The sequence below is a fragment of the Streptomyces sp. NPDC059850 genome (assembly GCF_042731515.1).
GTDB lineage: Bacteria > Actinomycetota > Actinomycetes > Streptomycetales > Streptomycetaceae > Streptomyces.
Map to the genome: position 1 here is coordinate 77,095 of NZ_JBHWJI010000030.1, position 20,971 is coordinate 98,065.

The 20,971-nt window shown below is 71.1% G+C and carries 19 protein-coding genes and 1 pseudogene; 9 read left to right on the top strand and 11 right to left on the bottom strand.

Going from position 1 to position 20,971, the window contains the following annotated elements; translation table 11 throughout:
- Positions 1 to 48: 48 nt before the first annotated feature.
- Entirely contained in the window at positions 49 to 522 is a 474-nt protein-coding gene (locus ACFV9T_RS24440) for a nuclear transport factor 2 family protein (RefSeq protein ID WP_385443914.1), read from the top strand.
- 15 nt (positions 523 to 537) lie between these two features.
- Here ACFV9T_RS24440 and ACFV9T_RS24445 read toward each other — a convergent pair whose 3' ends face one another.
- Positions 538 to 708, bottom strand: coding sequence for a hypothetical protein (locus ACFV9T_RS24445; RefSeq protein ID WP_385443881.1), 171 nt, complete (start codon positions 706 to 708; stop codon positions 538 to 540).
- 164 nt (positions 709 to 872) lie between these two features.
- Here ACFV9T_RS24445 and ACFV9T_RS24450 point away from each other — a divergent pair, with 164 nt between their 5' ends.
- Positions 873 to 2,795 (top strand): glycoside hydrolase family 97 catalytic domain-containing protein, encoded by a 1,923-nt coding sequence (locus ACFV9T_RS24450; protein WP_385443883.1) that lies wholly within the window; start codon positions 873 to 875, stop codon positions 2,793 to 2,795.
- A 119-nt stretch (positions 2,796 to 2,914) separates the two neighbouring features.
- A complete protein-coding gene (locus ACFV9T_RS24455; RefSeq protein ID WP_385443885.1) occupies positions 2,915 to 3,487 on the top strand; it encodes a YceI family protein in 573 nt (190 codons plus the stop codon).
- Positions 3,488 to 3,502: 15 nt separating this feature from the next.
- Here the strand turns inward: ACFV9T_RS24455 and ACFV9T_RS24460 are convergent, their stop codons facing one another.
- The 4 genes from ACFV9T_RS24460 to ACFV9T_RS24475 form a co-directional block, all read right to left on the bottom strand.
- The gene (locus ACFV9T_RS24460; RefSeq protein WP_385443916.1) at positions 3,503 to 4,534 is read right to left on the bottom strand and encodes a PHP domain-containing protein; all 1,032 of its coding nucleotides are present in this window, start codon (positions 4,532 to 4,534) and stop codon (positions 3,503 to 3,505) included.
- Between the two features lie 27 nt (positions 4,535 to 4,561).
- Positions 4,562 to 6,907, bottom strand: coding sequence for a glycoside hydrolase family 65 protein (locus tag ACFV9T_RS24465; RefSeq protein WP_385443886.1), 2,346 nt, complete (start codon positions 6,905 to 6,907; stop codon positions 4,562 to 4,564).
- Positions 6,904 to 7,647 (bottom strand): HAD family hydrolase, encoded by a 744-nt coding sequence (locus ACFV9T_RS24470; RefSeq protein ID WP_385443887.1) that lies wholly within the window; start codon positions 7,645 to 7,647, stop codon positions 6,904 to 6,906. Before ACFV9T_RS24470 ends, ACFV9T_RS24465 begins: the two co-directional genes overlap by 4 nt.
- A gap of 80 nt (positions 7,648 to 7,727) precedes the next feature.
- On the bottom strand, positions 7,728 to 8,624 hold the full coding sequence (locus ACFV9T_RS24475) for a Gfo/Idh/MocA family protein (protein ID WP_385443889.1): 897 nt from the start codon (positions 8,622 to 8,624) through the stop codon (positions 7,728 to 7,730).
- A gap of 209 nt (positions 8,625 to 8,833) precedes the next feature.
- Between ACFV9T_RS24475 and ACFV9T_RS24480 the strand changes: the two genes are divergently transcribed.
- Complete coding sequence (locus tag ACFV9T_RS24480; protein WP_385443890.1) at positions 8,834 to 10,072, top strand: YncE family protein; 1,239 nt, start codon at positions 8,834 to 8,836, stop codon at positions 10,070 to 10,072.
- A gap of 32 nt (positions 10,073 to 10,104) precedes the next feature.
- On the opposite strand, the gene ACFV9T_RS24485 is transcribed toward ACFV9T_RS24480, so the two are convergent.
- The 3 genes from ACFV9T_RS24485 to ACFV9T_RS24495 all read right to left on the bottom strand — a co-directional run bounded on the left by ACFV9T_RS24485 (position 10,105) and on the right by ACFV9T_RS24495 (position 11,778).
- Entirely contained in the window at positions 10,105 to 10,479 is a 375-nt protein-coding gene (locus tag ACFV9T_RS24485; RefSeq protein ID WP_385443918.1) for a toxin Doc, read from the bottom strand.
- A gap of 2 nt (positions 10,480 to 10,481) precedes the next feature.
- Entirely contained in the window at positions 10,482 to 10,721 is a 240-nt protein-coding gene (locus ACFV9T_RS24490) for a hypothetical protein (protein ID WP_014057435.1), read from the bottom strand.
- 79 nt (positions 10,722 to 10,800) lie between these two features.
- Positions 10,801 to 11,778, bottom strand: coding sequence for a carbon-nitrogen hydrolase family protein (locus tag ACFV9T_RS24495; RefSeq protein WP_385443893.1), 978 nt, complete (start codon positions 11,776 to 11,778; stop codon positions 10,801 to 10,803).
- A gap of 213 nt (positions 11,779 to 11,991) precedes the next feature.
- Between ACFV9T_RS24495 and ACFV9T_RS24500 the strand changes: the two genes are divergently transcribed.
- A complete protein-coding gene (locus ACFV9T_RS24500; protein WP_385443919.1) occupies positions 11,992 to 12,975 on the top strand; it encodes an aldo/keto reductase in 984 nt (327 codons plus the stop codon).
- A 37-nt stretch (positions 12,976 to 13,012) separates the two neighbouring features.
- On the opposite strand, the gene ACFV9T_RS24505 is transcribed toward ACFV9T_RS24500, so the two are convergent.
- Positions 13,013 to 14,968 (bottom strand): cellulase family glycosylhydrolase, encoded by a 1,956-nt coding sequence (locus tag ACFV9T_RS24505; RefSeq protein WP_385443895.1) that lies wholly within the window; start codon positions 14,966 to 14,968, stop codon positions 13,013 to 13,015.
- Positions 14,969 to 15,057: 89 nt separating this feature from the next.
- On the bottom strand, positions 15,058 to 16,518 hold the full coding sequence (locus tag ACFV9T_RS24510) for an FG-GAP-like repeat-containing protein (protein WP_385443897.1): 1,461 nt from the start codon (positions 16,516 to 16,518) through the stop codon (positions 15,058 to 15,060).
- 246 nt (positions 16,519 to 16,764) lie between these two features.
- Here ACFV9T_RS24510 and ACFV9T_RS24515 point away from each other — a divergent pair, with 246 nt between their 5' ends.
- Positions 16,765 to 18,168, top strand: a complete 1,404-nt coding sequence (locus ACFV9T_RS24515; protein WP_385443899.1) for a glycoside hydrolase family 43 protein — start codon at positions 16,765 to 16,767, stop codon at positions 18,166 to 18,168.
- An 18-nt stretch (positions 18,169 to 18,186) separates the two neighbouring features.
- On the opposite strand, the gene ACFV9T_RS24520 is transcribed toward ACFV9T_RS24515, so the two are convergent.
- The gene (locus ACFV9T_RS24520) at positions 18,187 to 19,455 is read right to left on the bottom strand and encodes a ricin-type beta-trefoil lectin domain protein (protein ID WP_385443901.1); all 1,269 of its coding nucleotides are present in this window, start codon (positions 19,453 to 19,455) and stop codon (positions 18,187 to 18,189) included.
- 192 nt (positions 19,456 to 19,647) lie between these two features.
- Between ACFV9T_RS24520 and ACFV9T_RS24525 the strand changes: the two are divergent.
- The 3 genes and pseudogenes from ACFV9T_RS24525 to ACFV9T_RS24535 form a co-directional block, all read left to right on the top strand.
- Positions 19,648 to 20,100 (top strand): annotated as a pseudogene (locus ACFV9T_RS24525) (tellurite resistance TerB family protein); the annotation flags it as partial.
- An 84-nt stretch (positions 20,101 to 20,184) separates the two neighbouring features.
- Positions 20,185 to 20,478: an ArsR/SmtB family transcription factor gene (locus tag ACFV9T_RS24530; RefSeq protein ID WP_385443921.1), complete on the top strand. Its 294-nt coding sequence runs from the start codon at positions 20,185 to 20,187 to the stop codon at positions 20,476 to 20,478.
- Between the two features lie 95 nt (positions 20,479 to 20,573).
- Positions 20,574 to 20,813 carry a twin-arginine translocase TatA/TatE family subunit gene (locus ACFV9T_RS24535; protein WP_385443903.1) on the top strand — a complete coding sequence of 80 codons (240 nt, stop codon included), beginning with the start codon at positions 20,574 to 20,576 and terminating at the stop codon, positions 20,811 to 20,813.
- Positions 20,814 to 20,971 lie beyond the last annotated feature (158 nt).

Genomic DNA, 20,971 nt, shown 5'->3' on the forward strand with positions numbered 1-20,971 from the left:
TCACCGCCGGTTGTCAGTGGCGCCTCGTACCGTGAGGGCATGACGGACATGGAGACCGGGACACTCGACCCGATGGAGCGGCTGCTCGCCGAGCGTGCCTGTGAGCGTCTGATCGTGGAGTTCCTGCGGCGGCTCGATCTGGGCGAACCCGGCACGGTGGCGGAGTTGTTCACCGCCGACGGGATATGGGAGTGGCCCGCCGGGGATCGTCTGGTGCGGGGGCGGGACGCGCTGCGGGAGTATTTCGCCTCGCGTCCCGCGGACCGGCTGTCGCGTCGGCTCTGTTCCAACGTCCTGGTCACGGTGGACTCCGCGACGACGGCGACTGCGACGTCGTATTTCGCGACGTACCGGGTCGACGGTTACCGCGGCGGGATCGTCCCGCCGCGGCCGCCGGTCAATGTCGGGCATTACGAGGACACGTTCCGCCGGGCGGAGGGGCGGTGGCTGCTGGTCTCGCGGACCACGCATCTGGCCTTCGGCGGGGAGACGGAGCGGCTCGTGGACGGGGAGCGGGGCTGAGGGGCCGCCGTCAGGTCAGTGGCCCTCCGGGGCTGCGCCGCAGCGGTGGCAGCGGGCGTAGGGGGCCGCGTCCTGGAGGGCGCCGCAGGCGGGGCAGACGCGGTCCAGCCAGCAGGCGGCGTCCCCGCCTCCGGGTTCGGCGGGCGCGCGGTCCGGGGAGGGCTGCCGGGATTCGGTGTCGCTCATCGTCGGTGTTCCTCTCTCCAGTCCGTTCCCCTGAGCATTAGCATCCCACTCCGCAGATACCTCCGATCTATACATCCCTACGCGCCCCTGATGGACCGTAATCCCGCCTCACCTCTCCCCAGTTGTCGGATGAATCGGTAACGTATCCGCTTCGGGAGGCAAACATGGAGAGATCTGTCAGACGCTCCGCCCTCGTCCTGCTCCTCTGCGGCGCCCTGGCCATGACGCTGTTCGGCATGGGCCCGGCGCAGGCACAGGGGCAGGCGAAGGACTCCGGGTGGACGGTGAGCGAGCCGTCGTCACGCTCTTCCGGCGCCGGTCCGCTCGCCCGGCTGCGGCTCGACCGGGACTCGGGCGCGCTGACGCTTCAGGTGTCCCGAGGCGGTCGTACGGTGGTCGAGCCCTCACCGGTGGGCATCGTCACCGAGCGGGCGGACCTGTCGCGCGGGCTGCGGTTCCTGGGCCGAACCGACCGTACGGTGGCCGAGCGCTACCGGTCCACGGTCGGCAAGGAGCGCTCGCGCACGGTCCGGATGACCGAGGCGCGGTTCCGGTTCCGGGGCAGCGGCGGCGCCCGGCTGGACCTGCTGGTGCGGGCGTCCGCCGACGGGGTCGCCTACCGCTACGTCCTGCCGTCCGGCAGCGGTGATGTGCTGAACGAGACCTCGGCGTTCACGCTGCCCGCGGACGCGGACGCGTGGCTCGGCACCTACCGCAAGGACAACGAGAACCTGTTCAAGCAGTACACCGCGGCGACGGCGCCCGCCGGTGAGTACATGACGCAGGCGCTGTTCCGGACGGGCGGCGGCTACACCCTGATCGCCGAATCGGACCTCACCGGCCGCTACTCCGCCGCTCGCCTGGTCCACGACGAGGGGCAGCCGACGTACCGCGTCGGGCTGTGGGACCAGCGGGTCGAGTCCGACGGTCCGCTCAGCACACCCTGGCGCGCGATGGTCGTGGGCGATCTGGCGACGGTCACCGAGTCCACCTTCACCGACGACCTCGCACCCGCCTCGAAGGTCGCCGACACCTCGTGGATCCGGCCCGGGCCCGCGCTGTGGACCTGGCTCGCGGGCGGGCGTCCGGCCGGGCAGAGCCTGTCGATGCAGAAGGGGTACGTGGACTACGCGGCAGACCGCGGCTGGCCGTACGTGGTGGTGGACGCGGGCTGGTACTTCGACCCGGAGCAGTGGGACGTCACCGACCCCGACTGGCAGCGCACCAGCTGGATTCCGGAGCTGGTCCGGTACGCCAAGGAGCGCGAGGTCGGCATCCAGGTCTGGATCCACCAGCGCGATCTGGACACCGCGGAGGAGCGCGAGCAGTGGCTGCCGACGCTGGAGAAGTGGGGCGTGAAGGGGGTGAAGATCGACTTCATGGACTCCGAGTCCCAGACGACACTGCGCTGGTACGACGAGATCCTTCCGGCCACCGCGGCCCACCATCTGCTCGTCAACTTCCATGGTTCGACCATCCCCAAGGGCATCCAGCGCACCTGGCCGCAGGTGATGACGCTGGAGGGCGTCAACGGTGAGGAGAAGCGGGTGAACACGTCGCAGCACCTGACGACGCTCCCCTTCACCCGCAATGTCATCGGCTCGATGGACTTCACCCCGGGCGCCTTCCAGCGGGCCGAGCGCCCCAACGCGGGCTCGGACGCCGGTGAGCTGGGGCTGTCCGTGCTGTACGAGTCGGGGATCCAGAACCTGGCGGGCACCCCGGAGTCGTACGACGCCCGTCCACAGGCCCGGCGCTTCCTGGAGCAGATACCCGCCTCCTGGGACCGCACCCGGCTGCTTGCGGGGCGGCCCGGCCAGAGCGCGGTGCTCGCGCGTGAGAAGGACAGGCGCTGGTTCATCGGCGGCATCTTCGCGGGTGACGCGCACACCGCCGCCGTGCCGCTGCGGCTGGGCGAGGGCAAGTGGCTGGTCGATCTCGTCCTCGACGGAGCGGACGGCCTGGTGCGCACGCCACGGGTGGTGCGCGGCGGGGACACCGTGTCCGTCCCCGTGGTGAAGGACGGCGGCTTCGCCGCCATCGCCTGCCGCTGGCGCCCCGGCGTCACCAGCTGCGACCGGTCCTGACGCGCGCGGCGGCGGCAGGGGCATGGGGTGGCCCTGCCGCCGCCGGAGCGGCGGATCCCCCACACCTGACGCATGATCGTTCCGGGGCGACCGAGCGGATCACACGTCAGGAAGCGGATATGGCGATCACCAAATGGTTCTTCGAGCCCGGGCACACGGCCGCCGAATTCAGGGCCAGGCACATGATGGTCACGTACGTACGCGGGCAGCTCAAGAACGTGCAGGGCTCGATCGAAGTGGATCCGGACCAGCCGGAGAACGCCCGGATCGAGGCGACGATCGACGCCACGCAGGTGTACACCGGACAGCCACAGCGGGACGCCCATCTGCGCAGTGCGGACTTCTTCGATGTCGAGCATCATCCGACCTGGACGTTCACCGGCACGGGCGTCACCCAGCTGAGCGAAACCGAGTTCGAGGTCGCGGGCGATCTCACGGTGCGCGGTGTCACCCGCCGGGTGCCGCTGCATGTGACCTATCTGGGGCAGTGGGGCACGCCCTGGTGGGAGGGCGACCGGGACCTCGGACCGAGGCAGCGGGCGGGCTTCCTCGCGAAGGGCCGGGTCAACCGGCAGGACTTCGGGGTGTCCTGGAACGACACGGTGGACAAGGGCGGGGTCGTGGTGAGCGACATGGTCGACATCACCCTCGACGTCGAGGCCGTCCTCGACCCCGAGGGCGGGCGCACCTGAGCGGCAGGACAGGGCCTAACGGCCCGGGGGCTTGCGGGTGCGGGTCCACTCCCCCAGCTGCCGGGCCGTCCAGGTGTTGATGATCCGTTCCTTCGGCACGCCGCACTCCACCGCCCGGGTGCACCCGTTGATCTGCCAGTCCAGCTGGCCGGGCGCGTGGGCGTCGGTGTCGACCGAGAAGAACGTTCCCGCGTGGACCGCCTCCCGCAGCAGCCGACGCGGCGGATCCAGCCGCTCGGGACGGCAGTTGATCTCGACGGCGGTGCCCGACTCCGCGCAGGCCGCGAAGACCACGGCGGCGTCGAACGCCGACTCGGGGCGCTTGCCGCCCAGCAGCCGCCCGGTGCAGTGGCCCAGCACATCGACGTGCGGATCGCCGACCGCGGTCACCATCCGGCGGGTCATCGGGCGCGCGTCCATCCGCAGCTTGGAGTGGACGGAGGCCACCACCAGGTCCAGCCGGTCCAGCAGCTCGGGCTCCTGGTCCAGCGAGCCGTCCGCCAGGATGTCGACCTCGATGCCGGTCAGCAGCCGGAACGGGGCCAGCCTCTCGTTGAGCGCCGCCACCACGTCCAGCTGCTCGCGCAGCCGGTCCGCCGAGAGCCCGCGGGCGACGGTCAGCCGCGGCGAATGGTCGGTGAGCACGGCCCAGTCGTGTCCCAGCCGGGCGGCGGTACGGGCCATCAGCTCGATCGGGGAACCGCCGTCCGACCAGTCCGAATGCAGATGGCAGTCGCCGCGCAGCGCGGCCCGCAGCTCGTCCGCGGCGCCCTCGTGCCGGTCGGCGCCCTCCCCACCACCGGGTTCCAGTTTCCGGAGATAGGCGGGCACCTCGCCCCTGAGTGCCTCCTTGACCACCTGTGAGGTCTTGGGGCCGAGGCCCTTGAGCGAGCCGAGCGTGCCCGCCGCCACCCGTCGCTCCACCTCGTCAGGGGACAGCCCGGCGAGCACCGCCTGGGCGTTACGGAAGGCGCGCACCCGGTACGTCGGCGCCTGCTCGCGCTCCAGCAGGAACGCGATCCGGTCCAGCGCCGTCAGCGGGTCCACCACGCCCTCCATCATCCCCGCGACGACTCAGGCGCGCCGGTCCGGGCGGCGGCCCGGGGGCTGCCGGGGCTCGGCGCGGGCGGTCTGTTCGGGCACGTCGCAGGTCTGGGGCGACTTGTCGGAGACGGTGATGGGCCGTCCGTAGTGCTGGATCTCCAGCGGGGCGCCCTGGAGCAGGGTGTAGGTAGCGGTGAGGTCGGTGATCTCCACCCGCAGCCGCCGCCGCAGCACCTGCACGCTGAAGGCCAGCCGGGCCAGCTTCTCCGGCAGCTTGGGCGAGAAGCACAGGCTGCCCTCGCGGTACCGCATCCCGCCGAACCCGGCGACCAGCGCCATCCAGGTCCCGGCCAGCGACGCGATGTGCAGGCCGTCGCGGGTGTTGTGCTCCAGGTCCCGCAGGTCCATCAGGGCGGCCTCGCCCAGATAGTCGTAGGCGAGGCGCAGATGACCGACCTCGGCGGCCATGACGGCCTGGGCGCAGGCGGACAGGGAGGAGTCGCGGACGGTCAGATGCTCGTAGTAGGCGAAGTCGCGGGCCTTCTCCTCGTCGGTGAAGCACTCGCCGCGCAGATACAGGGCGAGCACAAGGTCGGCCTGTTTGATGACCTGTTTGCGGTACAGGTCGAAGTAGGGGAAGTGGAGCATGAGGGGGTACTGGCTGGGGTGGGTGTTCTGGAAGTCCCACTCCTGATGGCCGGTGAAGTCGGCGGACTGCTCGTGGACGCCCAGCGTCTTGTTGTACGGGACCGCCATGGCCTCGGCCGCGTCCCGCCAGGTCGCGGCCTCCTCGTCGTCGGCGCCCAGCAGCGAGCCCTTGTCCGGGTGGCGTTCCACGACGTCCGCGGCGGCGCGCAGGTTCGACTGGGCCATGAGGTTGGTGTAGACGTTGTCGTCCGCGATGGCGCTGTATTCGTCCGGCCCGGTCACCCCGTCGATGTGGAAGCGGCCGTGGTGGTCGTGGTGGCCCAGGGAGCGCCAGAGCCTCGCGGTCTCCACCAGGATCTCCACCCCGGTCTCGCGTTCGAACTCCTCGTCGCCGGTGGCGGCGACGTAGCGCACCACGGCGTCGGCCACATCGGCGTTGATGTGGAAGGCGGCGGTCCCGGCGGGCCAGTAGGCGGAGCACTCGGAGCCGTCGATGGTGCGCCAGGGGAAGGCGGCGCCTTCGTGGCCCAGCTGGCGCGCCCGCTCCCGGGCGGCGGGCAGGGTGGACTGGCGCCAGCGCAGCGCCTGGGCGACCGCCTCGGGGAAGGTGTAGGTCAGCAGTTGCAGGACGAAGGTGTCGGCGTCCCAGAAGGTGTGGCCGTCGTAGCCGGAGCCGGTGAGGCCCTTGGCGGGGATGGCGCGTTCCTCGGCGCGCGCACCGGCCTGCAGGACGTGGAAGATGCCGAACCGCACGGCCTGCTGGATCTCGGCGTCGCCCTCGACCTCGACGTCGGCGCGGGCCCAGAAGTCCTCCAGCCAGCCGCGCTGCTGGTCGACCAGGCCCTGCCAGCCGGTGGAGACGGCTCCGGCGAGCGCCGCCTCGACCTGGTCGCGGACGGCGGGCAGGGAGCGCGCGCCGGACCAGCCGTAGGCGACCAGCTTCTCCAGCCGCAGCTTCTCGCCCGGCCCCAGGACGGAGGTGACGGTGAGGCGGGCGACGTCGTCGCCGCTCTCGCTGGCGTGGCGGGTGGGCGGCGGCCCGGTGATCAGGTGGTCGGCGGCGGCGCCGACCCGCAGCCCGCTGTCCCTGGTGCAGTGGATCAGCAGCAGCCGCTTGTCGACGGCGGCGGTCTCCTCGGCCTCCAGCGGGCTCTCCAGCGCGGCGGACACCCGGGGGTCCCCGCCGCGCTCCGGCAGCTGCTCGTTGGCGACCAGTTCGGACTGGACGACGACCCGGATCTCGGCGTCCACCGCTTCCACCTCGTAGGCGATGGCGGCGATGGACCGCTGGGTGAGGGAGACCAGCCGGGTCGAGCGCACGCGCACGCTGGTTCCCGAGGGGGATGTCCATTCGCAGGTGCGGTGCAGCACGCCGCCGCGCAGGTCGAGCACGCGCTCGTGGGAGCGCAGCCGCCCATAGCGCAGATCGAAGGGCTCGTCGTCCACCAGCAGCCGGATGACCTTGCCGTTGGTGATGTTGATCATGGTCTGGCCCGCCTCGGGATAGCCGTATCCGGCCTCCGCGTACGGCAGCGGGCGCAGCTCGTGCACCCCGTTGAGGTAGGTGCCGGGCAGGCCGTGCGGCTCGCCCTCGTCGAGGTTGGCGCGCCAGCCGACATGGCCGTTGGAGAGCGCGAAGACGGATTCGCTCTGCGGCAGCAGATCGAGGCGCAGCTCGGTCTCGCGCAGCTGCCACGGCTCGACGGCATACGAGGCATCGGTGATCACGAGGGGCCCTCCAGCAGCTCGGCGAGATCCTTGACGACGATGTCGGCGCCGTGTGCGCGCAGCGCGTCCGCCTGCCCGGTCCGGTCCACGCCGATGACGCGGCCGAAGCGCCCGGCGCGGCCCGCCTCCATGCCCGCGAGGGCGTCCTCGAAGACGGCCGCTTCGGCTGGGGCGGTGCCCAGTTCCCGGGCGGCCTCCAGGAAGGTGTCGGGGTGGGGTTTGCCCGGGAGCTTCCGCTCGGCGGCCACCACGCCGTCGATCCGTACCTCGAAGAGCTGCTCGATCCCGGCGGCGATCAGGACATCGCGGCAGTTGGCGCTGGAGGAGACGACCGCGGTGCGCAGCCCGGCCTCCCGTACGGCCTCGGCGAAGCGCACCGAGCCGGGGTACGCCTCGACGCCGTCCTCCCGGATCTTCTCCAGGACGAGGGCGTTCTTCCGGTTGCCGAGCCCCTGGACGGTGTCCTTGTCGGGCGGGTCGTCCGCGCCGCCCTCGGGGAGGTCGATGTCCCGGGAGGCCAGAAAGGTGCGTACTCCGTCGGCGCGCGGGCGGCCGTCGACGTACTCGTCGTAGTCGGTGGTCTTGTCGAAGGGGCGGAAGGAGGCTCCGTCGCGGCGCCGCAGGAACTCGTCGAACATCTGCTTCCACGCCGCCGCGTGCACCACCGCGGTCCGGGTCAGCACGCCGTCGAGGTCGAACAGGCAGGCCCGGACGCCCGCCGGGAGGCAAAGCTTCGTCATGGCCCCCGGATCCCCCGCGTCCGCCGGAATATGCGGCGGATTTCTCCGGCGTGTGTACGCGGGGCTCCGGGGGCGGGAGCTCAGCCCGGTACGGCGGTGCGGCCCTCGCGGCGGGAGCGGTCGGCGGCCTCCAGCACGGCGACCACCTCACGGCCGAACCGCACGTCGCAGGGGTCGGCCACGCCCTCGCGGGCGCTGCGCAGCAGCCGGTCGACGGCCGTGCTGAACGCCTCCAGCGCCGTGGTTCCGGGGTCGGGCACCTCCGCCGTCCCCCGCTCCCCGTAGAAGTCGCAGCCGAATCCGGCGGCGGCGGGCGCGGCGTCCAGGGTGAGCGCGAGGGTGCCGACCGCGCCGGAGTCGTGGCGCAGCAGGACGTGCGCGGCGCCGCGCGGCCCGTCGAGGGCGGTGACCTCGGCCACCGGGCCCAGCACCGGCAGCAGCAGGGACAGGGCGTGCGGGCCGACGTCCCACAGCCCGCCGCGTTCGCGGCGCCAGGGCGAGCTGCCGTAGGGGCTGCCGGTGCGGAAGATGGAACCGAAGCCGGTGGCCCGGCCGCCGTCCCAGCCCCCGGCCGCGGCGGCGCTGTCCAGGAACGAGGCGATGGGCGCGGCGAAGCGCCGGGTGAAGAAGACCACCGAGGCCGCCGCGTGCTCGTCGGCGGCGGCCACGATCCGGTCGGCCGCGGCGGTGGTGAACGCCACCGGCTTGTCGAGCAGTAGATGGCGCCCGGCCCGTGCGGCGCGCTCGGCGAGTGCGCTCTGGATGTCCGGCGGGAGGGCGACGGCGACCGCGTCGACGTCGCCGATCAGCGCGTCCGCGTCGGGGTAGGCGCGGGTGCCGTAGCGGTCGGCCAGCGCCGCCGCCTTGGCCGGGTCGCGGCCCCAGATCCCGGCGAGTTCGGCGTCGGGGTGCGCGGCGAGGGCCGCGCCGTGGGTCTCCGCGGCCCAGTGTCCGGTTCCCAGCAGTCCGAAGCGCATCCGTCCGCCCCTATCTCCCGGTCAGCCGCGGGTCGCTCCCGTGGCCGGGCGCGATCCTACGCCGCAGTCCCCGGTACGTCGCCGGGGGTACGCCGCTCACCTGCTTGGACGTGGGCGGGTGCCGGAGGGTGGGGGCGGTGACAATCTTGGGCCACGGCCCCGCCGCAGTCCGCGCACGGCCGCGCTCCCCTCACCGCTGGAGGACGTCCGTGGCCAGCCCGTTCCTCACCACGCCGGGCCGTACGGCGCGGCGTACCGTGCTGCGCGCGGTCGCGGCGCTGCTGCTGTGCGGTGCGGCGGTGCCCGCCTGCGCCTCCGCCCCGGAGCAGTCCTCCCACCCGGGGAAGTCGGCGGCGGCGCACGACTCGGCGCGGGCGCAGTCCGCGGCCGAGAAGGCGGCGAAAGCGGCTCGGGCCCGGCTGCTGCCGGGCATGCCCGCGCCGCTCGACCCGCACGATCTGTACGCGGCGGACCGGCCGGGCAAGCTGTCGCGGACGGTGAAGAAGTTCCCGTCGCGGGTGTACGTGCCCAACACGCTGTCGGACACGGTCAGCGTGATCGACCCGAAGACGTACAAGGTGGTCCGCACCATCCAGGTCGGCCACCAGCCGCAGCACGTGGTGCCGTCGTGGGATCTGAAGACGCTGTGGGTCAACAACGACCTCGGCAACACCCTCACCCCGATCAACCCCGCGAACGGCAAAGTGGGCCGCCCGGTGGACGTCCACGACCCGTACAACCTCTACTTCACCCCGAACGGCAAGCACGCCGTGGTCATGGCCTCCAAGGACCGGGCGCTGGTGTTCCGGGACGCGCACACCATGCGGGTCGTGAAGTCGGTGCCGGTGACGTGTTTCGGCGTCAACCACGCGGACTTCTCCCCCGACGGGCGCTACTTCATCGTCTCGTGCGAGTTCTCGGGCGAGCTGCTGAAGGTGGACACGGCCCGGATGAAGGTGGTGGGTCAGCAGCGGCTGCCGCTCGCGGGGGCGATGCCGCAGGACGTCAAGATCTCACCGAACGGGAAGACCTGGTACGTCGCCGACATGGTGGCGAACGGGGTGTGGGTCCTGAACGGGGACACCTTCCGCCGCCCCCGGCTGCTGCCCACCGGCAAGGGCGCCCACGGCCTCTACGTCAGCCGGGACTCCCGCACCCTCTACATCTCCAACCGCGGCGAGGGCACCGTCTCCCTGCTGTCCTTCAAGTCCGGCAAGCTGACCGACCGCTGGCGGCTGCCCGGCGGCACCAGCCCCGACATGGGCGGGGTGTCCGCCGACGGTAAGGTGCTGTGGCTCTCGGGCCGCTACAACGGCGAGGTGTACGCGATCGACACCCGCACCGGGCGGCTCCGCGCCCGGGTCCCGGTGGGCGGCGGCCCGCACGGGCTCGCCGTCTATCCGCAGCCGGGCCGCTACTCCCTCGGGCACACCGGCATCTTCCGCTGAGCCCGGGCGGGCGTCGGGCCCGGACTCCGTCGTCAGATGCGCCAGGAGCGGATGCGCCCGGCCGCGTCGAAGACGTCCGCCTTGCTGGACAGGATGTCCCGGACCAGGTCGATCAGCGCGCCGTACGGGGGGTCGATGCCCTCGCCGGACGCGTGCATATAGGCCACGGCGGTCGCGCTGGCGAAGCGCGCGTTGCTCGCCGGGAGCGGCCTGAGCGTGGCGAGCGTGTGCAGCAATGCCGCAGCCCGCCACGCCGGGTCGGGATCGACGCCCAGGCGTGGCGGGTCGACGCGGTGGCGGGCCACGGCGGCGACCAGCCCCGAGAAGTCGGAGATGGCCGGCTGTTCGGGCAGGACCTCCTCATGGCGCTGGAGCAGCCACGGGATGTCGATGTGCAGCGGCGGCATCGTCACGCGGCCTGCCCGGGGTGGCGGTGCTCGTCGTCCGGGAACGCGTCCGCGAAGGCGTCCGCGTTGTCCGCGAAGAAGCGCCGGAAGACCTCGGCACCTTCCTGCAGGGCGCGGTGGCGGGCGATGTCGGCGACGGTGGCCTCGCGAACGAGGGCCTTCATCGTCGTACCGCGTTCCTTGGCGATCTGGCGGAGGTCCTCAAGTTCCCGATCGCTGAATTCCACGTTGAGTGCTGACATGCGGCACACCATACTTGTCCGGTACCCCGCCAGCAATCGCCCCAGCTCACACCCTGCTTTTGTAGGTACTTGACAAGCCTTACGGAGCCTGCGCGCCGGGTTGCCTGGCGCCGCTGCGATCCACCCTGACGAACGGCTCGCGCACCTCACGATCCGTCAGCGCGCGGTACGTGGCGGGGCGCCGGAACGCGTTGCCCCAGGTTTCGCGGCGCCGGTAGTCACGGAGCGCGTCGAGGTCGAAGACCGCCGGGTAGACGCCCTCGGCCTCGCCCGCCTCGATCACGAGCATGTCCCGGGAGCTTCCGTCGGCGAAGGCGATGCCGTCGAAGGCGATGGAGTGTCCCCAGCCGGGGCCCGCGTAGTTGGCCATGGCCAGGGCGGTCATGTTCTCGTACGCGCGGGACCGGAACTGGCCGAGCCGGTTGATCTCCAGATCGCAGGCGTTCGGGGTGAGGACGAGTTCCGCCCCGGCGAGCATCAGGGCCCGGGCGCTCTCCGGGAACTCCCGGTCGTAGCAGATCATCGCGCCCGTCATGACCTCGCCCGCCGCCGTGTCCAGGGCGCACACCTCGAAACCGTCTCCCGGGGTGAGGGCGGCCTCGGGCCAGTCGAAGGCGCAGGTGTGCACCTTGGCGTAGGTGAGGGCGAGGTGGCCGTGGCGGTCGATGAGGGACACGGTGTTGCGCGGCGCCCCGTCCCAGCTCTCCAGGTAGGTGAGGGCGATCGCCATGTCGAGTTCGGCCGCCAGCGCGCGGAAGTGGCCGACGAAGGGCCCGTCGCGGGTGATCGCCGCATCGCCCCAGACGGCCTCGGGCGCGGGCGGCGGGGGCGGCGTGCCGTCCCACAGCCGGGGGTGGCGGTAGAGGTCGCCGGTGGTCTCGTCGGCATCGTCGGCGACGGCCGGGCGGTAGCCGTTGCTCCACATCTCGGGGAAGAGCGCGATGTCCGCGCCGATGGCCTTGGCCCGGCGGCAGGCGGAATCACCGGTGGCGAGGTTCGCCCGTACGTCGCGGCCGGGAGGCGCGAGCTGGAGCAGGGCGACGGTCAGGGTGGTCATGGCTGGTCTCTCCTTCGTCGGCTGATGGAGCGGAGGCGAAGGAGTGGCCGGTGGACCCCGGGCGCGGGGCGGGCGTCACAGCATGCCCGCCACGCTACCGGGCACCCGGGGCCGCTGGTAAGAGGGCGGTCCCCGGCGAGCTGTACCGCAGGTGGGGGTACCGTGAGCCGCATCACAGGAGATCGCGGGACATCGCAGGAGGAGAGCGTGACCATGGAGCAGCGGGTGTGCGGCCGGACCGGGCGCGAGGTCTCCGTCGTCGGGCTGGGGACCTGGCAGCTGGGCGCGGGCTGGGGCGACGTCAGCGAGGCGGACGCCCTGGCCGTGCTGGAGGCGGCCGTCGAGTCGGGGGTGACGTTCTTCGACACCGCCGATGTGTACGGGGACGGGCGCAGCGAGCAGCTCATCGGGCGCTTTCTGCGGGACCGGCCGGACGCCGGGATCTTCGTGGCCACCAAGATGGGGCGGCGGGTGCCGCAGGTCGCGGAGAACTACACGCTGGACAACTTCCGCGCGTGGACCGACCGTTCGCGCGCCAACCTGGGTGTGGACACGCTCGACCTGGTGCAGCTGCACTGCCCGCCGTCCTCGGTGCACGCCACGGACGCGGTGTTCGACGCGCTGGACACGCTGGTGGACGAGGGCCGGGTGGCGGCGTACGGGGTCAGCGTGGAGACCTGTGAGGAGGCGCTGACCGCGATCGCGCGGCCGGGGACGGCGAGTGTGCAGATCATCCTCAACCCGTTCCGGCTGAAGCCGCTGGAGCGGGTGGTTCCGGCGGCGGCGGAGGCCGGGGTGGGGATCATCGCGCGGGTGCCGCTGGCGTCCGGTCTGCTGTCGGGCAGGTACACCAAGGACACGCTGTTCGCCGACGACGACCACCGTACGTACAACCGGCACGGTGAGATGTTCGACCAGGGTGAGACCTTCTCGGGGGTGGACTTCGAGGAGGGTGTCGAGGCGGCGGTGGAATTCGGGAAGCTGGCACCGGAGGGCGCGACTCCCGCGCAGACGGCGCTGCGGTGGATCGTCCAGCAGCCGGGGGTGACCTCGGTCATCCCCGGCGCACGTGGCCCCGAGCAGGCGCGGGCGAACGCGGCGGCGGCGGCGCTGCCGCCGCTGCCGCAGTCCACCCTGGACGCCATCGGCGAGCTGTACGACCGGCGGATCCGTGCGCAGGTGCACCACCGCTGGTGAGGTTCTTCCTGGGCTGATGGGATCAGAAGCCCGCGGTTCAGAAGCCCGCGTTCGCCGCCCATCCGGTCAGTTCGCGCTGGGCGGCGGCGCGCAGCTCCGCGGAGGGGGCGGCGGTGCCGTCGGCGACCAGGGCGTAGTGCAGGGTGCCGGTGTCTTTGGGTGCGGAGAGCACCAGGCGGCGGGCGTCCGGACCACCGGGCTCGGGCGCGGTGGCGATGGGGTGGTCGGCGGTGTGCCCCTGCGCGGTGTACGCGGGCGGGCCGGTGACCGTGCCCAGGTCGGAGACGACGGTGGTGGTGGCGGGGTCGAAGTCGCGGGGCAGGTGCAGTTCGGTGGGGGCGTCGGTGCGGCCGTCGGAGCGCCACACCAGCAGGCCGTAGCGGCCGGATCCGGTGAGCTTGGCGACGTTCGGGAGGGAGCTGGGGACGCGGTCCCAGCTGAGAGTGGTGTTGCCGTCGCGTGAGCGGTCCTCGAAGGTGAACGCGAGCGTGCGGCCCGCCACCGCGCTCGGGTAGAGGCGGTCGAGCAGCCGGGCGTCCTGGCGCAGCTGGGCGTTGCCGGAGTCGTCGAGGCGTACGGCGGAGAGGTCTTCGTCGTTCCAGGCGTCGCCTTCGGTGAGGATCTTCGAGGTGTTGCCGTTCATCGCCTCGCGGTGGCGGCCGTTGTAGATGTCCCACTGCCACTGGTTGGAGGAGAGGACGGAGCCGGAGGTGGCGGGCTTGGTCCACCAACTGGCGCCGGGCAGGCGGGAGTCGAGCGCCTGGTACATGCCCTTGAGGACGGTGGGCGCCTTGTCGGAGGTGAAGCCGGTGAGCGGGTGGCCGAACTCGCTCATGACGGCGGGGGTGTTCAGCGCGGTGGCGCGGTCGCGGACGGCGCCGAAGTCGGTCGAGTACTGGCCGTCTGCGGCCTTGCCGGGCATGAAGACGCCGGAGATGGCCTTCTGGTCGTAGTAGTGGGTGTTGAAGACATAGCGGGAGCCCGGCTTGCCCGCATCCAGCAGCCCGCCCTCGTGGCGCTGGAAGGACAGGTTGGAGTTCCAGAACATGTTGGGCTCCACGAAGGCGGGCTTGTCCCGCCAGCCCGCGGCGTCCATGCGCGCGCGGAACTTCTCGTAGAACGGCCACAGCACGTTCTTCTCCCAGGCGCGGCTGTTCTGGCCGTCGTCGTAGACACCCGCGTAGGGCTCGTTGAGCGGGTCGAAGCCGGTGACGCGGGCGAACGCGTCGGCGGGGAGGTGCTGGGCGAGGTAGGACATGGTCTTCTCGGCGGTGGCGAGGAAGGCGTCCTGCACGCGCACGGTGCCTGCGCTGGTGGTCAGGGCGCGGTTGTGCCAGAAGTCGCGGGTGGCCTTCATGACGGCCTGGTTCTGGGTGATGTTCTGGCCCCAGTGGGCGCAGATGCCGCAGGACTCCTTGCCGTAGCCGCCCGCGTCGACGACCCACTTCGGGGCGCCGTCGCCGCTGTACCAGCTGTCCTTGTCGAAGATGTGGCGGGAGTAGAGGTCTTGGTGGAAGTCGGGGTAGACCCGGATTCCGGCGTCGAGGAAGGCCTTCATCTGGGCGGTGACCTGCTCCAGGTAGCCGGTGTCCACCTGGCCGGGCTGGGGTTCGGCGTGGGCCCAGGAGAGCAGGAAGCGCACCGAGTTCGCCCCGGTCAGGTTGCGCATCGCGGCGGCGGACTTCCGGGCGTCGGCGACGCTGGCGAAGGGGAGGCCGTTGTTCTCCTCCAGCTTGGTCTCGCCGGAGACGTTGAAGCCGCGGAGCACGACCTCGCGGCCGTGGCCGTCGGCGAACCGGGTTCCGTCCGTGGTCACCTCGTCCGCGGCCCGCCCGTCGAACCAGGGCGGCTCGGCCGCGGCCGCCGGGGTGCCCGGGGCCACGATCGCGGCCACCAGCAGAACGGCCGCCCCGAGCAGCCCTGTTCGGCCCGCTCGGGACCGGCCGTTCCGTATGCCTGAAGTCGCGATGCCTCGCGTCGCATGCGTCGCCATGGAGACTACCGTCCAGTAGACATGAAGAATCGTCAACTAGTGGCGCTCAGCGGATCGTTCGGCCTTCGCGACGCATCAGGACAATCGGGTTACCGAGGGAAACCGCTGCCCAGGCCCGCACCCGCTTCCGGGGCGCCGAGCCCGTCGGGACCGAAGGAGACGATGCCGTCGGTCGTGAGGCCGGCCGACGCGCCGCGCAGCACCCAGGCGGCACCGCTGGAGGTCTGAGCGCCATCCTCACCAGGGGCGCCCACGGACAGGTCGGCCTTGCCGTCGCCGTTGGTGTCGGCGTGCTGGAGCGCCGCGCCGAAGTAGTCGCCCGCCTCGGCGGCGCCCGGAACCCCGGCGGTGTCCTGGGTGAACGCCTGCGCGCCGGTACCGGACAGCCCGCCCTTGCCGCCGAACAGCTGGACGACGCTGCCCGCGTCCTTCTGGCCCGCCTCCAGGTCCTCGTACGGGATGCCGACCGCGACGTCCGCGTAGCCGTCGCCGTTGACGTCGTCGGCGCTCAGCGCGTTGCCGAACTGGTCGCCCTCCTCGTTGACGCCCGGCACGCCCGCGGTGTTCTGGTCGATGGTCGCGGTGCGGGTGGTGCTCGGCCCGGACGCGGTGCCGTAGAACACCTTGAGGGTGCCGTGGTCGTACGGCAGGTCCTCGACGACATTGCCGGGGACCGTGCGCATGATCAGGTCACCGTAGCCGTCCTTGTCGACGTCGCCGACGGTGGTGGCGGCGGCGTCGGTGAGCCCGGTGGGCGTCTTCCCGAGGCCGTCCGTGCCACCCTTCCAGACGAGGGTGTCTTGGGACATCTCCTCGAAGGCGTGGGTGCTGACGAGTTCGTCCTTGCCGTCGCCCGTGATGTCGCCCGCGGTCAGGCTGGTCGGCCGGTCGATCTCGCCGGTGTCGACGGTGGCGCTCCCCGCCGCGGCACCCTCACGGGTGAACGGGCCGAAGCTGACGCGCAGCCCGGTCGTCTCGTCGAAGTCCGAGCCCTTGTTGACGATGACCTGGTCGACCAGATCGGCGTGGCCGTCACCGTTGAAGTCGCCACCGGCGATGGTGCTGAGGCCGAAGTTGTCGCCGTCGCCCGCGGGCAGCTGGGTGCCGCCACCGAGGCCGTTGGCCGAGCCCCACAGGACCGTGGTGGCGGGCTGGTTGCCCGCCTGGACCGCCAGGTCGGTGTAGCCGTCGCCGTCCAGGTCGCGGGCGACCGTCTCCTGGCCGAAGTACGCCGAGGCGGTGGGGTCACCGGGGACGCCCTCGGTGGCCCGGCTGACGATCTGCCGGTGTCCGGTGTCCGTACCGGAGGCCGAGCCGTAGACGACGGCGACATAACCGGCCTTGGCCTTGCCGTCCACGGTGCCGCTCTGCGCGGAGATGGCGAGGTCGGCGTATCCGTCCTTGTTGAAGTCGGCCCGGGGCGCGGAGGCCGCCGCGGTGGTGCGGGCCTCGGCGGCACCCGCCGACGGGGCGGCGAGTAAGACGGGGGTGGTCACAAGCGCGACCACCGTCGCGCAGCGCGCGACGGCGGAAAGGGAACGGGGCCGCACAGATCCTCCAGCTCGTTGGTGAGCGTTTACCTCATGTACACCCACCAGGACAGCCGGAGTCGCCGAACGGTTGCGCACCGGGACCTAGGGAATCCCCTAGGGGGCGTCTCGCCGGTCAACTCAGGCCCGTGCCCGAACGATTGACGCACCAGCCGTCACGGTCTACTTTCTGATCGATTCACCGAACTCTGTTCGAAATATCGACCTGCCATCCGGTGCCTGGCCGCATATCCCGGGGAGACCAAGATGAGTGCAGTGCTCCGCTCCGGCCCCGCCGAGCCGTCCCGCCGCCGCTTCCTCGGCATGGCCGCCGCCACTCCCCTGGCGGTATCCGGCGCGCTGACCCTCGGCGCCGGAACCGCCCACGCCGCCGACTCGGCCTATGCGATGTGCTACTTCACCGAGTCGACCAGCCTCGGCGCGGGCACCGACTACGGCCTCCACCTCGCCGTGAGCACGGACTCGCTCAACTGGACGCCGCTGAACCAGAACAACCCCCTGGTCACCCCCACCGCGGGCGCCCTCGGTCTGCGCGACCCGTTCCTCGTGCGCAAACAGGACGGCACGTTCGCCGTCCTCGCCACCGACCTCAAGGGGACCGACTGGAGTTACAACAGCCAGTACATCCATGTCTGGGACTCCACGGACCTGCGCACCTTCACCGGCTACCGGCGGCTGAAGCTGCACGACATGACCACCCACAGCTGGGCCCCCGAGGCGTTCTGGGACGCGGGCAGAGGGCAGTACGCGGTCATCTACTCCTCGGTCAACTCCAGCGGCCACAACGTGATCATGGTCAACTACACCAGCGACTTCGTCACCGCCTCCGCCCCGCAGGTCTTCTTCGACCCCGGCTATGACGTGATCGACGGAAACATGGCCGTCGGCGTCAACGGCTACCACTACCTGTTCTTCAAGAAGAACCAGACGCTGGTGGCGGCCCGCTCCACCTCCCTGAACCCGGGGAGCTTCAGGGAGTTCAGCACCGGTGTCGCGCACGGCGGCACCGAGGCCCCGACCGTCTACAAGTCCCTGACCTCGAACACCTGGTACCTGTGGGGCGACACCTACACCCCCAACGGGGTCTTCTACGCCTGGCGGAGCACCGACCTCGCCTCCGGCACCTGGACCGCGCTGGACCAGAAGACCTACACCCAGCCCGTCAACTCCAAGCACTGCGGCATCACGACGATCACCATGGCCGAGTACAACAACCTGATCGCCAAGTGGGGCGCCCCGGCCTGGAACCGGCTGAAGTCGTACAACTATCCGGACCGTTACGTCCGCCACTTCGGCTACGCCGGCCGCATCGACACGTACCCCTTCGACCTGTACACCGACGCGATGTGGAAGCTGGTGCCGGGCCTCGCCGACAGCTCGGGGGTCTCCTTCCAGTCGGTCAACAACCCCACCCGCCACCTGCGCCACTACGACTACCAGCTCCGACTCGACGTCAACGACGGGACATCGGCGTTCGCCGCGGACGCCACCTTCTACCGCACGGCGGGCCTGGCCGACTCGACCTGGGCTTCCTTCCGCTCGTACAACAACCCCACCCGCTACATCCGCCACTCCGACTACGCCCTGCGCGTCGATCCCATCTCCACGGCGACCGAGCGGCAGGACGCGACGTTCCGGGTCGGCTACTGAGCGTTCGAGCGGGGCCGATTACCGGTCTACCGTCCACTTCTGGTTGGCGGCGCCGGTGCAGGTCCATATCTGGAGGCGGGTGCCGTTGGCCGAACCGCCGCCACTGGCGTCCAGGCACTTGTCGGCCTGCGGGTTCACGATGTCGCGGGCCGCGGGGACGGCCCACTGCTGGGCCGCGCTGCCATTGCAGTCGTAGAGCTGGACCGGGGTGCCGTCGGCCGTGCCGCCCGATGCCACGTCCAGGCACTTGCCCAGCGCGCGGATCGTGCCGTCGCCGCCGACGGTCCACTGCTGTGCGGCCGACCCGTTGCAGTCGTAGAGCTGCACGGGTGTGCCGTTGGCGTTGTTGGCGCCCGCCACGTCCACGCACTTCCCGCCGACGCCGGTGATGGCACCGCCGCCCGATTGACCGCTGTCGGTGCTCACCCGGACATAGTCGACGAGGAGCTGCTGAGGGAAGGCCGTGCTGCCGTCGGGGTCTCCGGGCCAGTAGCCGCCGACCGCGAGGTTGAGGATCAGGAAGAAGGGCTTGTTGAACACCCACTGCCGTCCGCCGAGGTCGGCGGGGGTGCGCCGCTGGTAGACGGTTCCGTCGACGGACCAGGTGATCGCGTTCGGGCTCCAGTCGACGGCGAAGGTGTGGAAGGCGTCGGCGAACGCCTGGCCGCCGGGCAGGGTGTACCCGGCGCCGATGCCCCCGGATCCCGAGTACCCGGGGCCGTGGAGGGTGCCGTGGACCGTGGACGGCTCGAAGCCCACGTTCTCCACGACGTCGATCTCACCCGAGTTGGGCCAGCCGACCTGTCCGATGTCGTTGCCGAGCATCCAGAACGCCGGCCACATGCCCTGCCCGCGCGGAACCTTCATCCGGGCTTCGACCCGGCCGTACGTGGTGGTGAATTTGCCCGACGTGTTCAGCCGGGCGGAGGTGTACTCGCACCTTCCGTACCAGCACTGGTAGTTGTCCGGGTTCTCCCGGCGGGCGGTGATGGCCAGATGGCCCTGTCCGTCGAGGGCGGCGTTGCGGTTGCCCGCCGTGTAGTACTGCCGCTCATGGTTGTTGACGTTGTCCCCCGTCTCGATCTGCCACTTGCCGCCGTCGACGGCAGACCCCGCGGGCCCGTCGAACTCGTCGGAGAACGTGACGGCGGCGGCCGCCGCTGGTGGCGCGGCGGAATTCGCCGCGGAAGCGGGAGCGCCCTGCGCCAGTCCTGTGGACAGCGACGCGAAGGCGAGGACCGAGACGAAGGACAGCGACAGCCGCCGGGAAAGGCGCGAGAAGCCCATGGCTCTCCCTTCCAAAAACCTGACAGACGCTCAGTTCACTACGTGATTTAAGAAGTGAGGCAGGGCCCCGTCAAGGGATTGGTATGGACCAAATTCCCGCGGAAGCGCAGCCGCCTTCGCGGTACCTCTCTACAAACCTGTAGTTTTCTCTTTCCGCGTCGCGCGACGGGGAGCACCGACAAGGAGACGCACATGGCGCTGTGGGATCGCCTCAAGGACTCGGTCCAATCGATGCAGGCTCAGCTCACGGCGAAGAAGAGCGACTTGAAGAGCGGAGCCTTCCGGGACGCCAGCATGGCGATGTGCGCCCTGGTGGCGGCGGCGGACGGCAGGATCGACCCCTCGGAGCGGGAACGCGTCGCCCAGCTCATCGCCACCAACGATGTGCTCCAGACCTTCCCTTCGCACGACCTGCACCGCCGCTTCGAGGCGAACCTCGACAAGCTGACCGTGGACTTCGACCTCGGCAAGGTCAGTGCGGTGCAGGAGATCGCCAAAGCGAAGAAGAAGCCCGCGGAGGCACGGGCCGTCGTCCAGATCGGCATCGTCATCGGCGGCGCCGACGGCCACTTCGACGACAACGAACGGGCCGTCGTCCGCGAGGCCTGCTTCGCCCTGGACATCCCTCCGGCCGAATTCGACCTGGAACCGCTCGCGGCCGACGATCAGGGCGGCGTGGAGCGGGAGACACACCCCGGGACCGCCGCCCTGCCCGGAGACGAGCTTCAGGTGTTCCTCAAGGCGCTGGCCAGCGGGACGCGCCAGAAGCTCTTCTCGCACTTCGCCGACGGCGAGGAGCTGACGGTCGGCGAGGCCTCCGAACGTGCCGGACTCGGCCCGTCGACCACCTCCGAACACCTCGCCGTCCTCCGGCGCGGAGGGCTGCTCCAGTCGATACGTGCCGGCAAGCTGGTCCGCTACCGCGCCGACCAGGAGAACATCGCCGAACTCCTCGGGCAGCTCCATTCCTACCTGCTCGCCCCCTCGGCACCGACGTCCGCCGAGTCGCACGCGGCTCAATGACGCCCTGGCCCGCATTTCTACAGTGCTGTAGATTGACGTCGTCGTTCGCGGCCCATCGCCACGGGCCGCCATCAACCGGAGGAGACCACCCACCCATGTTCGGCCTCAGCGAACTCGCTCTCCTCCTCATCGTCGCCATCGTCCTGATCGGCGCCAGGAAGCTCCCCGACCTCACCCGCTCCGCGGGCAAGGCGGCCCGCATCTTCAAGAGCGAGGCCAAGGCCATGAAGGACGACGACGCTTCGGCCGACACCCCGAGCACCCCGCGCGTCATCCGGGCCGCCCCCGGCGACGTCACGCGCAAGGCTCCGGGAGCGGACAGCGGCCAGGGCTGAACCTGGACGCTTACGCGGCGGCCTGACCACCAAGCCGAGAAGGACGGTTCGCGCGAAGGGTTGACGTGCCCGGAGGACGGACGCATAGTCGCCTGACTACGTAGTCAGAGCAGACGGGCCGTCGTGTCGGTCGGTGTGACTACGTAGTCAACACCTGA